The organism is Clostridium sp. AM42-4 (assembly GCF_003480105.1).
Lineage (GTDB): Bacteria > Bacillota > Clostridia > Lachnospirales > Lachnospiraceae > Brotaphodocola.
In genome coordinates this window covers 308,140-324,345 of sequence record NZ_QUIK01000001.1, presented here as the reverse complement: position 1 = coordinate 324,345, position 16,206 = coordinate 308,140, and the positions used below count along the sequence as shown (strand labels likewise).

The following is a 16,206-nucleotide window of genomic DNA, read 5'->3' as shown; positions in this document are numbered from 1 at the left end:
AAAGGAAATTTTGTAATGTTAACACAGGAACAGATCAACAAAGACTGGACCGTCCGGTCTGATAATTATAACAATTATGTTGAGGAGGAATTTGCCACGGACCGTCCGAAAAAATGGCTGGAACTGATTGAGTCCCAGGCACCGGACAGCCGTCCGCTCCGGATTCTGGATGCCGGATGCGGTCCGGGCTTTTTTTCTGTCCTGTTATCAAAGGCCGGACACCAGGTGACGGGCATTGACGGTTCCGAAGGAATGCTGGAGCACGCCAGAAAAAATGCGGAACATTACAGGGTATCACCGGAGCTTTTGAAGGGAGATTTCGGTGCCCTGCCATTTCCAGACGATACCTTTGATCTGGTGGTCAGCCGGAATGTGACCCACATCATAAGAGAGCATCTGAAGGTATACGGGGAGTGGCTGCGGGTCTTAAAACCGGGCGGCGTGCTCCTGATCTTCGATGCCAACTGGCATCTGCCGTATCAGCTGGGACCGGTGCGGGACGAGGCGATCCGCCGCGAGCGCGAAGGTCTGGAAAAATACGGAAGGGGCTATACCCATGACGGTTCCTACGAATACATCGACAGTGAACTGGAGCCGGAAAATTACCGGGTATTCGGAAACGCGCAGCGCCCGGATTTCGACATGGGCGTGCTCAGACAGCTCCCGTGTACCGATATCTCCTTTGTGCGGGATGTCACGAAAGAACTCTGGAGCGAACGCGAGAAGTTCTTTTACGCCGCAACACCGCTGTATATGCTGCGGGCGGTGAAAAAACGGACGAAATAGTGGGATATTTATTTGGAAAAGCGGAGAAAATTTCAACACAAAAGAAAGCGCTTTTGATCACGGGTGCATGACAGACGGGAAAAACATTTGCAATCCGGCAGTATGCGAAAAGCACAGGGAAAAATCTGGCTGAAAGAAGCCGGTGTGGCATTGCCGGTGTATTGTGCTTCGGAACCAGCATTGCGGCGTTCACAAAATCTTCACAAAAAAATTAGCACTCACCTCTTGACAGTGCTAATAATGCGTGCTATAGTACATGTAGAACAAAGGAAGGGGATACAGAGGGAACAAAGAAAGAGGTTCCCGGAGGTCTCTGAAAGATCCTGGTTCCAAAGAAACAAGGTTGAGCATAGATAGAAAAGGAGAGATGACTTATGTTAATGCCGAGTATTTTTGGTGAGGATATGTTTGATGACTTTATGAGAGATTTTCCATTCTTCGATGAGAATGCAGGTAATAAAATAGAGAAGAAACTTTACGGACGTCATGCAAAGAATATGATGAAGACCGATATCAAGGAACAGGAAGACGGCTACGAGCTGGAGATGGATCTTCCGGGATTCACAAAAGACGAGATTACCGCAGAGCTGAAAGATGGTTACTTAACCATCAGCGCATCCAAGGGACTTGATAAGGACGAGCAGGAGAAAGAAACCGGTAAGTATATCCGCCGTGAACGTTACGCGGGTGCGTGCCAGCGTTCCTTCTATGTAGGTGAAGATATCACCGAGCAGGACATTAAGGCAGAGTTCAAGCATGGTATCCTGAAACTGTTCGTTCCGAAGAAGGAAGCACAGCCGAAGGTAGAAAATAAAAAATACGTAGCCATTGAAGGCTAATACAAATGACTGAAACTTCCCCGGAAAACAGTAAGGCTGCCTGGCCGGGGAAGAAACCGCAGCCATAATTATAGAAGACTGAATTTGATAATAAGTAAATTTTAGATAGATAAAGGAGAGATGACTTATGTTAATGCCGAGTATTTTTGGTGAGGATATGTTTGATGAATTTATGAGAGGTTTCCCGTTCTTCGATAACAGCGCAGAGAACAACGTTGAGAAGAAACTATATGGTCACAACGCCAAGAACGTTATGAAAACCGATATCAAAGAGCTGGAAGGCGGCTATGAGCTGGAGATCGATCTTCCGGGATTCACGAAAGAGGAAGTCACCGCAGAACTGAAGGATGGCTATTTAACCATCAGTGCCGCTAAGGGACTTGATAAGGATGAGCAGGAGAAAGAAACCGGTAAGTATATCCGCCGTGAACGTTATGCCGGTGCGTGCCAGCGTTCCTTCTACGTTGGTGAAGATGTGACCGAGCAGGACATCAAGGCAGAGTTCAAGCATGGTATGCTGAAGCTGTTTGTTCCGAAGAAGGAAGCAAAACCGGCTGTAGAAACCAAGAAATATGTTACCATTGAAGGCTGATGCGTAAGCAGGCTGAGATGGCAGCAGAACCGCATGAGAGAAAGTGAATAAAAAGTCCACGGGCCAGTAAATGTGCTGGTCCGTGGACTTTTTGCGTGCTTGTAAAAGCCAGCGTCCGGTTGCTGTCCCATATCTGCATTTGGAATCTTAAGAAAAAAGTTTCCTTTCTTCATAAAACGATGACAATTTGGACACAATTTTATTGTTCAATAGGAGTGGCTGTAGAGATAGACACAGTTACAGATCGCATATGCATCAGCAGCCGGAAATGTTTTCAGATCGAGGAAAAACAGATTCCGTCTGCTGAAAAAAGAAAGGTTGGTTAAAATGAAAAAAAGAGCATTGATTATGATGAGTACCGCAATGGTCATGGTATTTGCAGCAGCTTGTTCTTCAAAAAATACCCCGTCTGCTACAGCAGGTGAGACAACGGCTGCAGTGGCAGAGACAACACAGCAGGAGACCACAAAGGCAGAAAGCACAGCCGCTGCTGAGAGTCTGAACACAGATGAAGCAAAGGATTCAGAGGAATCTAAGGCAGATTCTGCCGCAGATCAGGAAGAAGCAAGCATGACAGGCACGATCAGCGATATCAAGGATTTCATGTTTACCATCACATTTGATGGTCAGGATTACGGCTTCAGCTTTGATCAGAATGAGAAGCCACAGGGGTTAGACAGTGTGAAGGATGGTGATACCGTGATGGTAACCTATACCGGTACGGTAAATACCGTGGATGCCTTCACCGGAAAAATCCTTTCTGTTGAAAAAGTAGACTAAGAGGAAAACGTTTGGCAGGTCTGTACAGTGAATGTTCAGATCTGCCAAATAACATTATATGCTTCAGGAAGCACTGTAGGAATCTACCGTAATGGTATAGCAGCTGCTTCCTTTTTTTATTACCGTTCCGTCCCTCTTTTTGATGGTGACGTTTGCACTGCCCTCACCGCCGTTGCTTCCGCTCTTGCCCCAGCCGCGTTTGTTGGCATTTCCGGTGCATTTTAAGAAGAAGTCATTGAATCAACTGTACGAGTGCGAAAAAAAATGGTATGATGCAAGAAAGCAGAAAAACGGGCTGACTGGACTGGAGGACCGGATATGCTGACTGGACTCCGGAGCAGATTATTATCTGACCAAGCCCTTTGAAAATGAGGAGCTGCTGCTATCCAAGGTCTGGGGCTACGATGCGGGTGTAGGAGAGAGGGAAAACAGCTTTATCGTTGAGTTTTAAGGATAATAGAGTAATGATCAGACAAAATCTCATATAAAGGGGGAACCAATCATGGCAGATTATATTATGGCACTGGACGCGGGGACAACCAGCAACCGCTGTATTCTTTTCAATAAAAAGGGCGAGATCTGCAGCATGGCGCAGCGGGAATTTCACCAGTATTTTCCACAACCTGGCTGGGTGGAGCATGACGCGGATGAGATCTGGGCCAGCATGCTGGGAGTGGCCGTGGAGGCTATGAGCCGCATTGGCGCAGAAGCAGCAGACATTGCGGCGATCGGTATCACCAATCAGAGAGAAACCACCATTGTATGGGATAAGGAGACCGGTGAACCCATTGCCCACGCCATTGTCTGGCAGTGCCGCCGTACCGCAGCCTACTGCGATTCCCTGAAGGAACAGGGCTATATGGACAGCTTCCGGAAGAAAACGGGACTTGTCATTGACGCGTATTTTTCCGCTACCAAGATCAAATGGCTGTTAGACCATGTGCCGGGAGCAAGGGAGCGGGCGGAGAAGGGTGAGCTTTTGTTTGGCACAGTGGAAACCTGGCTGATCTGGAAGCTGACCAAGGGCGCGGTACATGTAACCGATTACTCCAATGCTTCCCGCACGATGCTGTTCAATATCAATACTCTGCAGTGGGATGATGAAATCTTAAAGATCCTGGATATTCCGAAATGCATGCTGCCGGAGCCGAAGCCGTCAAGCTGCGTATACGGGGAGACAGAGCCTTCTTATCTGGGCGGAGCCATTCCTATTGCCGGGGCAGCGGGAGACCAGCAGGCGGCGCTGTTCGGTCAGACCTGTTTTGAGGCGGGTGAAGCGAAGAATACCTATGGAACAGGCTGTTTCCTGCTCATGAATACCGGAGAAAAGCCGGTATTCTCCCGAAATGGGCTGGTCACCACCATTGCCTGGGGACTGGACGGAAGGGTGAATTATGCGCTGGAGGGTTCCATCTTCGTAGCCGGGGCGGCGGTCCAGTGGCTGCGGGATGAGCTGCGGCTGATCGATTCGGCAGAGGATTCCGAGTATATGGCAAAAAAAGTGAAGGATACCAACGGCTGCTACGTGGTTCCGGCCTTCACCGGCCTTGGGGCGCCGCATTGGGATCAGTACGCCAGAGGAACTATTGTGGGTATTACCCGGGGCGTGAACAAATACCACATCATCCGGGCCACGCTGGAGTCTATCGCCTACCAGGTACACGACGTACTGGTGGCCATGAAAGCGGATTCCGGTATTGACCTGACTTCCCTGAAGGTAGATGGCGGAGCCAGTGCCAACAATTTCCTGATGCAGACCCAGGCAGACTTCATCCAGGCACCGGTCAGACGCCCGGCCTGTGTGGAAACAACAGCCATGGGTGCGGCCTATCTGGCAGGTCTGGCCGTCGGTTACTGGAAGAATCAGGAGGAAGTTAAGGAAAATCAGGAAATAGACCGGATCTTTACGCCGGAGCTGGATGAAAAGACCCGCAGGACTATGGTCCGCGGGTGGGAGAAAGCAGTGCGCTACGCATACGGCTGGGCGCGGGAACGCTGAGTGCCACAACAGGATCAGGCTGTCGGAAGTGCAATTTGGCGATAAAAAACACCGGAGCGCTGGGCAGAAGGATCAGGACTCCGGCGGTGCAAAAAAGTCGCGTTCAATAAACAGGCATACACTGTCGACAAAGCTGTCCGGGTCACAGGGTTCTTCCTGATCGAGATAGCATTGTACAATATTAAAATAGAAATCTGTCATCAGGCTGGTGAATATAGGGGCAGGAAGCTTCAAGCGGTAGCCCTTTTGTTCAGCAGCCTGAATTTTATCATTCATAATGCGGATGAGGCCGGTGCGGATGATGCGCATCAGGTCACCATCCTGATTGGCACGGTAGATTTTCTGGTACAGAATCCGGTTCTCGCCGATAAGACGCAGCAGGATCAGCAGGAAATCCCGCACGGAAGAGCGGTTGATGAAATACATGACATCTTCATCCAGGCCAAGCTCATCTACCATGGAGCCAAGGCAGTAATGGAGCAGGTCATATTTATCCTCAAAATAGCGGTAAAACGTAGACCGGGAAATCAACGCGGTATTGCAGATGTCGGTCAGTGTGAGCTGTTCAAAGGGCAGGGCTGCAAGCTGGGAAAAGAGAGCACCCTTTAAAAGCGCATAGGTGCGGCGTGCGGTAATGCTGGTTTTCCGGGATGTAGACTGTGCCATGATAACCTCCGTGATTGATGAATTTGCGCATGAAAAACAGAATGGGTTCATAATGTATAATTCTGGACAAATCTAAAAAAGGTGTTTCATTATGAACATTCCAAATAAAACTGATACTTGTGTATTTTAACATATACATAGATAATAATGCAAGAAAATGAAGCGGAATTCAGGAGGTTTCTATGGATTATCGAGATAAATTGCACAAAAACAAGGGGTTCTTAACGACTCCTATAGGTGTCGCATTTTTGGCGGCAGGACTTATGCTGCTGTCTTACCCGGTGCCGGTGCTGGCGGCTGCTTCTACCATTGAGGCAGGAAGTGGTGCTGTGGCAGAGACAAAGCCGGCGTCTGTATATGGAACGACAACAGTAATCGATTCAGAAGAAACAGAAACGGCTCGCGCAAACTGGGTAAAGGAGGGGAACGACTGGTATTATCTCCTGCCAGACGGAAGCAGGAACCGGCAGGATCTCCAGTTTGACAATGCCCTTTATAAATTTAACTGGAACGGCTCTTTAAAGACTGCCCAGTGGGTACCGAATACCGGCGGCGGTGCTTATCCGGTGTTCTGTTACGATGAGAAAACACAGTTCTTGTTCGATCAACTAAATGACGAGAAGCGGAATCTGTATTTTGAGGAATACCCGGACCGGGAAGAAGACTACAGTGGTGATGAAAAGACGCAGTACGACCGTTATGCCGGATTCCTCATGGATGAAAAGCTGAATCAGGCAGCAGCTTACCGTCTGGAAGCGGCTCTGGTCAATGGCTACAGCGGTGATGCGATTCCCGGTGAGGGAACCTTAAAGAATTACCTGGAAAAAATTTCCTACCGGAAAAATTCCAGCTGCCGAGAACTTTACCTGCGGGGGCGGGAGGATGCGGATGACGCCTTTGACAAGCTCATCGGCAAGACTCAGGACAAATACGATTCCAGCGGAAAACGGAAAGATTCCCTGGAGTATTACCGGCGTATCGGCATGGCACATGCGGAGAAAGACGGAGAACACTATTTTATGGTGATCCTGATGCGGTAGAAATGAAAAGAAAAAGGGAAAGAGGAGCAGAGATCAGATATGAAAGACAAAAAATCTCTGAAAGAGAAATTGAAAGCGCATCTGCCCCACAAAAGGGGAATGGAAGAGCAGCAGAAGAAAGGCACGGAGGATACCGGCTTTACCATTCGCCTGGCGCGTTTTATCATTGAAAAGCGTGCCTGGATCGAGTCGCTGTTCATTGCGGGCTGTATTTTCAGTGCGGTAGCCATGCTGTTTGTGAATGTAAACTACGATCTGACAAAATATGTTCCTTCCACGGCCCAGTCCAGCATGGGACTGGATGTGATGAAGAAGGAGTTTGGATATCCGGGAACAGCCCGGCTGATGCTAAAGGATGTAAGCCTGTACGAGGCGAAGCAATATAAAGATAAGATCCAGGCCATTGACGGTGTGGATCAGGTCCTCTGGTGCGACACCACGGTCAATGTCTATGCAGGAGAAGATTTCATCAATATGGATGATATCAAAGACTACTACAAAGACCGCTGTGCGGTTATGGATATCACTTTTGATGAGGAATCAGATTCCCCGAAGACCGAGACAGCTATCGATGAGATGAAAGCCATCACCGGAGACAAGGGCTGCTATGTCGGTATGGCAGTGCAGAACAAATCCCTGATCCAGACTACCCATGAGGAGATGAACAAGATCCTGGTGGTCGCGGTCATCATGATTTTTGTGGTACTTTGTCTGGCGACCACTGCATGGACAGAGCCGATCCTGTTTTTGCTGGTTATGGGTGTGGCAGTGCTTTTGAATAAGGGAACCAATATATTCATCGGTACGATTTCCTTTCTGACCGATAATGTAGCCATCATTTTACAGCTGGCAACCTCCATGGACTATTCCATTTTCCTGCTGGATGCCTACATGAACTGGCGTGATACCGGACTTTCGGAGGAGGAAGCAATCGTCAAGGCAGTTGAGGAAGCGATCAACTCCATTTTTGCCAGCAGCCTGACTACCGTAGTCGGCTTTCTGGCGTTAGTTACCATGAAATTCAACATTGGCTTTGATATGGGACTGGTTCTGGCAAAGGGTATCATATTCAGTCTGCTGACGGTGGTACTGTTCATGCCGGCCATGATCCTGAAATTTACCAGATGGAATGATAAGACCAAGCACCGTTCCTTCTTTCCGGACTTTACAAGGCTTGGAAGGGGCGTGTACCGCATCCGTTATCTGGTTCTGGCGGCAGTGCTTCTCATTACCCCGCCTGCTTATGTGGCTCAGCAGATGAACAATTTTCAGTACGGAAACAGCGCTGTGGGCGGTGCTCCGGGAACTCAGGTATATGCGGATGACCAGGAGATCACCGCAAAGTTCGGCCGAAGCAACATGATGCTTCTGATCTATCCGAACACGGACCCGGTGGCAGAAAAGAGGCTGTCCGATGAACTGGAAGATCTTCCATATGTAAAGAGTGTAACTTCCATGGCCAACACACTGCCGGAGGGCATACCGGAGGATTTCCTTCCGGATTCTACCGTCAGCCAGCTTCACACGAAGGACACGGCACGGATGCTTTTATACATAAGAACCAAGGGCGAGAGTGACAAATCCTTCGAATATACGGATCAGATCCGGGATCTCATGAAGAAATATTATCCGGAGCATTCGTACGTGGTCGGAGAGACACCGTCTACCCAGGATATAAAGGAAACAATTACGGACGATAACGCCCGGGTAAATCTGCTGACACTGCTGGGCGTATTCCTGGTTGTAGCCTTCAGCTTTAAGTCAGTGATGATCCCGATCGTGGTCATGATCCCGATTGAAGTTGCCATCTTCATCAACATGGCGGTTCCGTATGTGCAGGGCGTGGATATGATCTACATGGGCTACATTATTGTCAGCAGTATCCAGATGGGTGCGACGGTAGACTATTCAATCCTGCTTACCAACAATTATATCGCGAAGCGTGCAACACTTTCGAAGAAGGAGGCCTGCATTGAGGCGGTGACCCGGTCCTGTTCCTCTATTTTTACATCCGGCGGCATTATCACCCTGGCAGGATATATTGTATATCTGATTTCTACGACGGCGGCCATTGGAGATCTGGGACATCTGATCGGACGAGGAGGCTTCCTGAGTCTGATCCTGGTACTGACGCTGCTTCCGGCACTTCTGGTGCTGACCGACGGACTGGTCATTGAGAAAAAATGGAAAGGCTCCAGAAGAAGAATCCGCGAGCGCTATGTGACCAGAAGGCAGCAGTTCCATGAGCGGGCAGAGCAGATCCGGACGAAGCTGGAAGAACACAGGAAAGAGAAATAAGGGCAGCAGGAGGAGAATGTCATGAAGAAAAGATATCAGAGACTGGGTGTCATGGGGCTGGCGGCAGTTATGGCATGTACCGGCACGGTTCTGCCGGTGCTTGCCGGCCAGGCATCTGTGGCTGTGGATGAAAATATGTATGTAAACCTGGATTACTATGGAAACGTAGACCGGGTCAATGTGGTGAAGGGCTGTGATCTGAATGGCCAGACCACGTTCACCGATTATGGCAATTACACAGCGGTGACCAATATGTCCGATTATACGGAGCCGGTCATTGAGGGAAACAAGGTAACCTGGAACGTGTCGCCGGATTACAGGGGACGCTTTTATTATAAAGGTGAGCTGGATGCGAAGAAGGTGGCACTCCCATGGAATTTTGATGTTTCCTATAAGCTGAACGGTGTGCCGAAAAACGCAGACGAGCTGGCAGGCGCTTCCGGACTCATTGAGATCCACATTGACGCGAAGTTTAACGACAGCGCGGATGTGAATGAATATTATAAGAACAACTTTGTTCTGGCTGTAGCAGTTATGGTGGATACCAATGACTGTTACAGCCTGGAAGCAGACGGCGCTCAGAAGCAGACCATCGGCGGCAACAGCGCCGTTGTGTTTACGGCGCTTCCGGGTGAGGATGGAGACTTCACCGTCCGCATCGGCACCGACAGCTTTGAGACCAGCGGCGTGTTCATGGCCATGACTCCGTTAACCGGCAGTGATTTAGAGCACGTGACCGACTTAAAGGAGGCAAAGGATACCTGGAAAGAGAGCGGTGATCAGATGCACGACAGCATGCAGCAGATGGCTTTGTCTGTTGAGGCCATGCGGGACGGCATCCATTCTTTACAGAACGGCATGAACTCTGCGGAGAGCGCAAGACAGACCTGGAGTGGTTCAAAAGACAGTATTCTGGCAGGCAATGACCGTGCGCTTGAGACCTTAATCGCTGTCTCGGATCAGCTGGAAGCGATGATCCCGCATATCGAGACCGCCAAAGAGGCGGCAGATGTAGCGCATGACAGCCTGGGCGATATCGTAAACACGGTGCGCGAGATGCAGGATCCGTTAAATAAGCTGCACAGTGCACTGAAGGGAATCAAGAGTGGGGCGGAAGATATGTCCGGTCAGGTTTCTCCGCTGAATCAGCTGATGCAGCAGATCATTGCGCTGGACGCAACGCTGCAGGCCAGCGAGCAGGCTTATGTAACGGCTCTTGGAACCATGGGTGTCAGCCTTCAGAATGTGGATGATGACTATTATATGGATGAAGACTGGGAGGTCGATCTTTACGATGACCGTGCTGCCTCCCCGAGCAATGCCGGAAGCACCGGCAATGTATCTGGTGTGGCAGGCGGCATCACCCTGAACCAGCCGGAGCTGCTGCAGACTCTGATGACGAAGAAGGCAGCACTGGAGAAATTGTCCGCAGCCAGCAGCAAACTGGCTTCTGAGCTTTCCGGTCTTTTGGGCGATGTGGCAGATGCAGCCAAATATTCCTCTGAGCTGACCGACAGCCTGGAGATGCTTACCGAGGACACCGCGGCTCTGTACGATTCCATGGACAGCTACTACCCGGATCTGCAGGCAACACTGGATGACTCCGAGGAACTGATGAACCGGACCACCGAGGCACTGAACACGAGCCTGAGCACGGCAGCCATCGTGCAGAATACCTTAAAGAGCAGCAGTGACAATCTGGACGCTGCCACCCGCGACAGCATCCGCGGTACCCTGGAGCTTCTGGATAAGAGCTTAAGCGTGCTGGACAGCACCGCTTCCATCCGCCATGCAGGCGTGACCATGAAGGAGGCCATCGATAAGGAATGGGATGACTTAGACGGAGATACCCGTTTTCTGAACATGGATCCGAAGGCGGAGAAGGTATCCTTCACATCCGATGAGAATCAGGAGCCGGAATCCGTGCAGATCATCCTGCGCACCGCAGAGATCAGCCTGGATGATGATGAGGAGGTTCTGGATGCGGAGACTGAGGCAGCAAGCCAGAGCCCGCTGCGCCGGATCTGGATCGTGATCGTGAAGATGTGGAAAGCATTTGTGGAAATCTTCCGGAACAGATAGAAAAGCTGTAGATAAAAGGAAAAATGGACAGGGGGTTTAGAAGCATATGAAAGGAAACCGAATCATAACCATAGGCCGTCAGATCGGAAGCGGCGGCAGTGAGATTGGCATGGAGGTGGCAAAACGCCTTGGAATCCAATGCTATGACAGGCAGCTGATCGAGATGGCCTGCAATTACGGAGAACTGGATCAGGATATTCTTGCGGAAGCGGAGGAGAAGCGGCCGAATCCATTTCTTTACTCTGTGCCGCGTCAGATGCAGAATGATAAGACCGGAAGAGGCATTGCCATCAATGACATGGTATTTAACCTGCAGTCGGAGGTCATCCGGCAGCTGGCAGAGAAGGAGTCCTGTGTGTTCATTGGCCGCTGTGCCGATTATGTGCTGCGGGAGCAGCCGGGCGTGACTTCCGTATTTATCTATGCAGACATGAATGTCCGGATCGCGTGTCTTATGGAAAGACGCAGGATCACCCGGGATGAGGCCATTACGCTGATCAAAAAGACTGACAAGAGTCGCCGGAATTACTATGAATGCTATACCGGGAAACGCTGGGGTGCCGGTGCCAGCTATGATGTTACCTTAAACAGTGCGGAGCTTGGCCTGGACACCTGTGTGGATCTGATCTGCAGTCTTTATGAACGGAAGCAGGAAGGAGATGCAAAAGCGTGATGAAACAGACAACAAAACGGCTGCTGCTAAGCATGGCCGCGCTCATCTTATCTGTGGGAGCGGTCTGCACCAGCTATGCGGCATCGGATAAGCGTAAGGTCGGCAAAATGGATCTTGTGTTTGATTCTGACCTCGGCATTGGTGTGGATGGAAATTCTTATTCTGTTACTGTGGATGGCGCGAATACAGACCGCTATTACATCAGTGATACAGAGGTTGTAAACGAGGATTCCGATGATTTCAGTGACAGCAATCCGCCGGAGATAGAAGTGACTCTGGCAGTGGCAGATGAAGATCAGTGGTATTTTGCCAGTGCTTCTTCTGATGCGTTCCGCTTAAACCTGGCAGCTTCGTCAAAGAACCGCTATGACAAGGTTCAGTTTGTCAGCGCAAAGCGCTCGGAAAAAAACACAATGCTGACGCTGCGGGTAAAGCTAATTTACGATAAGAAGTCAAAGCTTGATAATCGTTCCGCCATTTCTCTGGCGCAGAATGCGGCATCTTCGTCTGCCGGCTTCGGCTGGGACAGCGCTCATCCGGGCACGGCATCCTGGAATACGGAGAAATCCGCCCGTTACTATCAGATTCAGCTGGTCAGAAACGGCATCGACACCGGCATCATGCGTTCGGTATACAAGAACCACTACGATTTTTCTTCCCAGATGATCGAACCGGGCGAATACCAATTCCGTGTCCGTACTGTGCGCCAGAGCAGCCATAATAAGAGCGAGTGGGTGACCTCGGAGATATGGACAGTGGCCGCAGCGGAAAACGAGGAAAACGGATCGGATGTGGTAAGTGCCGGGACCGAGTAAAACCGGATTGCAAATAGGATATTGAGTTTTGCGTGCGTTTCCTGTATGATGAATGTGCGCAACAAAGAAAGCAGACGGCTGCAGGCGCAGGCGTCTGTTTTTGCAACTTAGCAACAAAACAGGAGTAGAATATGAACGAACTTACCATAGAAGAATTTAACGCCCTTTCTCCGGACACCTATGTGCTTTACGATATCCGCAGTACGGAGGAGATCAACCACGGTGCCATCAGGGGCGCCATTGCCAGTTCTGCGGAAGAACTGGAGGAAAATCCGCCGGAAGAAAAGGAGAAAAAGCTCATCATCTGCTGCAGTCGTGGACGCGTGAGCCGTGATGTGGCGGATATGCTCTGCGGACAGGGCTATGACGCAGTCAGCTTAAAGGGCGGTTACCTTGCCTGGCTTATGGCTGAGATAAAAAAACAGGAGGCGGATGAGATCTGCGACTCTGTCGAGAAGAGTCTGCGCAAAAAATTTCACAAGAACATTTTCAGCAAATTTGCAAAAGCCATCAACCAGTATGAGCTGGTGAAGGAGGGAGACCGCATTGCGGTCTGTATCTCAGGAGGAAAAGATTCCATGCTGATGGCCAAGCTGTTCCAGGAATTAAAGAAACACAACAAGTTCCCGTTTGAGGTGAAATTCCTGGTTATGGATCCGGGCTACAGTCCGGAGAATCGCCAGGTCATCGAAGAGAATGCCAGAAAGTTAAAGATTCCGATTGAGATTTTCGAGTCGGATATCTTCGATGCAGTCTACACCATCGAAAAATCTCCGTGCTATCTGTGCGCTCGTATGCGCCGCGGACACCTTTATACCTTTGCAAAGCAGCTGGGCTGCAATAAGATCGCATTGGGACACCACTACGACGACGTTATTGAGACAATCCTTATGGGAATGCTTTACGGCGCCCAGGTTCAGACCATGATGCCGAAGCTCCACAGTACCAACTTCGAGGGCATGGAGCTCATCCGCCCGCTGTATCTGGTACGCGAGGATGATATCAAGGCGTGGAGAGATTATAACAACCTGCATTTCATCCAGTGTGCCTGCAAGTTCACCGACACCTGCACCACCTGCAATAATGAGGAAAACCAGTCCAAACGCGTGGAAGTCAAGGAGCTGATCCGAACCTTAAAAGAGAAGAATCCGTTCGTGGAGAGCAATATCTTTAAAAGCGTGGAGAATGTCAATCTGGATACGGTCGTAGCCTACAAGCAGGGCGGCGTGCGCCATCATTTTCTGGATACCTATGACCGGGAACCGGAGACTGCAAAACCGTGCTGCTCAGACGCTGCAGACGATTAAACGGTCCTCTTTACTTGCGGTATGACCTGTGTTATACTTGGGATAATTATGAGTGTGGGCAGGTTATTACAAAAGCATTGTGCAGGAAGGTAAAATAAAGAACGGGAGGCGTTTACAAATGGATATTATGATTTTTCTTGGTTGTATTCTGCTGCTGGTATTGTTTGTTGTTGTAGCAGTGGTAACCAGTATGTTAGGCACCATCGGTGCCATTGTGGCAGAGGAAGATGACGAAGAATAAGCTGTACAGAGAAAAGAATCCGGACTATTTCGGATTCTTTTTTTCTGCCATGATCCAAAGTGATCCTGACAAACTGTCTATCAACGATGGAAGAATGACCGTGACACGCGGACAAAAAGAGAAAACGACCGTATCACACGGAAAACATATAAGAAATGAGTGGAAATTAAAATTCCCTCTTGCATTTACATAAATACATCGTTATAATGACCATAGCTTTAAGATTTTACCGAATTAATGTGGCAGATGATATAAAAAATTGTCAAACCGGATATTGCAAAAAATCAGGGACGTATTATCGGAGAAAGATTGGTCTCGGTATACGTCCCTTTTTTGTCACGGTGTCCGGACAGCGGTTTCGGCTGGGAAATCTGAAACTCATCATAGAATTCGGTATCACAAAAGAAGCATAAAGCGAAAACGAGGAAAGAAGGAAACAAACATGAAAAAGACACTGGCAGGAATTGTTCTGAGCTGTGTGCTTGCAGCGTCCCTCACTGCATGCGGTGGTTCTAACAATTCCGCAAGCACTTCCGCAGCAGAAACTTCTGCAGCAGCAGGCGAGAGCACCGAAGCAGCAACCACGGAAAGTGGTGACAAGGTTGTACGCATTGCAGCAGTAGATCCGCAGGTAGCACTGGATCCGCAGCAGTATACCTACAGCATTGTAATGAAAATTACCGACAACATTACGGAGTCTCTGCTGACCACCACTGAGAATGGACTGGAGCCAACTCTTCTGGCAGCTATGCCGACCATCTCCGATGACAACATGACCTACAGCTTTGAGTTGCTTCCGGATGTAAAATTCCATGATGGAACGACTCTGAAGGCTTCCGATGTTAAGTATTCTTACGAGCGTCTGATCAAAATGGCAAAGATGGCAACCCTGCTTGAGAATGTGGTTGGTTACGACGAGATGAGCGCCGGTACCGCAGATGAGCTGTCCGGTATCGAGGTTCAGGACGATACCCACTTTACCATTCAGTTAAAGAAACCGTACGCACCGTTCCTTTCCGTTCTGTCTACCGCATACTGCGCAATCTATCCGCAGGAGGCATGTGAGGCAGCTGGCGATAACTGGGGTATGACCACCCTGATCGGTACCGGTGCATTCAAGCTTGACAGCTACCAGAGCGGTGTCGGCGCAACCCTTTCCCGTTTCGATGATTACCATGGCGGCGCAGTTGCACTGTCCGGTCTGGACTACAAGTTCATCGAGGATGTTAACACCCAGGTCCTTGAGTATCAGAAGGGCAATGTAGACTATGTAGATGTTGATCCGTCCATCTACCCGGTATACTCCAGCAACCCGGATCTGAAAGATCAGATGCATGGCTTCCAGCCGACTGGCTGCTACAGCCTGACTGTAAACAGCAAGACCTATGACGATCCGAAGGTAAGAGAGGCCATTGCGCTTTCCATCGACCGTAAGGCTATCTGCGATAGCATCCTTCACGGCACTGCAACCGTTCCGACCTCTTACATTCCAGCTGGTATCATCGGTCATGATGACAGCCTTCCGGAGTTCGAGTACAATCCGGAGCAGGCAAAATCCCTTCTTGCAGAGGCAGGATATCCGAATGGCATTGACCTTCGTGTAACCGTAAACACCAAATATCAGGGCAACGTAGCAATCGCAACCGCATTCCAGCAGCAGGCAAAGGCAGCAGGCATCAATGTAGAGGTTGAACAGGTTGACTCTGCGGCATGGTCCGATATGAAGAAGAACGGCGGTGTTGACTGCGGTATTTCCAACTGGTATGTAGATTACTCTGATCCGGAGAGCATGCTGTACCCGATGACCAAGACTGACACCAACTCCAGCTTTTGGCACAATGCCGAGTTCGATAAACTCATGGATGAGGGTATTGCAACCACCGATGAGGCAGAGCGTCAGGAAATCTACAAAAAAGCAGAGCATATCATGACCAGAGAAGACTGGGCAACCACTCCTCTCTACAATGAGACCAAGTTCTATCTGTTAAATCCGCATATCACCGGATTTGAGATGGATGCGACCTTCCGTATGTTCTGGAAGAATGCTGATATTCAGTAATTATTGCGGCAACAATTAAAAATGTTTAG

At 49.6% G+C, this 16,206-nt stretch carries 14 protein-coding genes; 13 read left to right on the top strand and 1 reads right to left on the bottom strand.

All coding sequences use genetic code 11. From position 1 onward, the window contains the following. Positions 1-15: 15 nt before the first annotated feature. The 5 genes from DW922_RS01350 (at position 16) to glpK (ending at position 4,996) form a co-directional block, all read left to right on the top strand. Positions 16-786 carry a class I SAM-dependent methyltransferase gene (locus DW922_RS01350; protein ID WP_118725563.1) on the top strand — a complete coding sequence of 257 codons (771 nt, stop codon included), beginning with the start codon at positions 16-18 and terminating at the stop codon, positions 784-786. Between the two features lie 374 nt (positions 787-1,160). Then, positions 1,161-1,625 carry an Hsp20/alpha crystallin family protein gene (locus DW922_RS01345; protein ID WP_118725562.1) on the top strand — a complete coding sequence of 155 codons (465 nt, stop codon included), beginning with the start codon at positions 1,161-1,163 and terminating at the stop codon, positions 1,623-1,625. A gap of 127 nt (positions 1,626-1,752) precedes the next feature. After that, a complete protein-coding gene (locus DW922_RS01340; RefSeq protein WP_118725561.1) occupies positions 1,753-2,217 on the top strand; it encodes an Hsp20/alpha crystallin family protein in 465 nt (154 codons plus the stop codon). 348 nt (positions 2,218-2,565) lie between these two features. Then, positions 2,566-2,997: a hypothetical protein gene (locus DW922_RS01335; RefSeq protein ID WP_243031962.1), complete on the top strand. Its 432-nt coding sequence runs from the start codon at positions 2,566-2,568 to the stop codon at positions 2,995-2,997. Positions 2,998-3,499: 502 nt separating this feature from the next. Then, positions 3,500-4,996, top strand: coding sequence for a glycerol kinase GlpK (glpK, locus tag DW922_RS01330; RefSeq protein WP_118725559.1), 1,497 nt, complete (start codon positions 3,500-3,502; stop codon positions 4,994-4,996). 72 nt (positions 4,997-5,068) lie between these two features. On the opposite strand, the gene DW922_RS01325 is transcribed toward glpK, so the two are convergent. After that, positions 5,069-5,662 (bottom strand): TetR family transcriptional regulator, encoded by a 594-nt coding sequence (locus tag DW922_RS01325; RefSeq protein ID WP_182431655.1) that lies wholly within the window; start codon positions 5,660-5,662, stop codon positions 5,069-5,071. Between the two features lie 182 nt (positions 5,663-5,844). Between DW922_RS01325 and DW922_RS01320 the strand changes: the two genes are divergently transcribed. From DW922_RS01320 to DW922_RS01285, 8 genes are all read left to right on the top strand, one after another. Then, positions 5,845-6,702, top strand: a complete 858-nt coding sequence (locus DW922_RS01320) for a hypothetical protein (RefSeq protein ID WP_118725558.1) — start codon at positions 5,845-5,847, stop codon at positions 6,700-6,702. A 39-nt stretch (positions 6,703-6,741) separates the two neighbouring features. Continuing rightward, complete coding sequence (locus tag DW922_RS01315; protein ID WP_347560244.1) at positions 6,742-9,000, top strand: MMPL family transporter; 2,259 nt, start codon at positions 6,742-6,744, stop codon at positions 8,998-9,000. 21 nt (positions 9,001-9,021) lie between these two features. Continuing rightward, a complete protein-coding gene (locus DW922_RS01310) occupies positions 9,022-11,082 on the top strand; it encodes a hypothetical protein (protein ID WP_118725557.1) in 2,061 nt (686 codons plus the stop codon). Between the two features lie 46 nt (positions 11,083-11,128). Next, positions 11,129-11,755, top strand: a complete 627-nt coding sequence (locus DW922_RS01305) for a cytidylate kinase-like family protein (protein WP_118719955.1) — start codon at positions 11,129-11,131, stop codon at positions 11,753-11,755. Further along, positions 11,755-12,570, top strand: coding sequence for a hypothetical protein (locus DW922_RS01300; RefSeq protein ID WP_118725556.1), 816 nt, complete (start codon positions 11,755-11,757; stop codon positions 12,568-12,570). Before DW922_RS01305 ends, DW922_RS01300 begins: the two co-directional genes overlap by 1 nt. 131 nt (positions 12,571-12,701) lie before the next feature. After that, positions 12,702-13,877: an ATP-binding protein gene (locus DW922_RS01295; protein ID WP_118719951.1), complete on the top strand. Its 1,176-nt coding sequence runs from the start codon at positions 12,702-12,704 to the stop codon at positions 13,875-13,877. 118 nt (positions 13,878-13,995) lie between these two features. Then, positions 13,996-14,118 carry a hypothetical protein gene (locus DW922_RS18270; RefSeq protein WP_279220306.1) on the top strand — a complete coding sequence of 41 codons (123 nt, stop codon included), beginning with the start codon at positions 13,996-13,998 and terminating at the stop codon, positions 14,116-14,118. Between the two features lie 442 nt (positions 14,119-14,560). Further along, positions 14,561-16,177, top strand: coding sequence for an ABC transporter substrate-binding protein (locus DW922_RS01285; RefSeq protein WP_118725554.1), 1,617 nt, complete (start codon positions 14,561-14,563; stop codon positions 16,175-16,177). Positions 16,178-16,206: the final 29 nt, after the last annotated feature.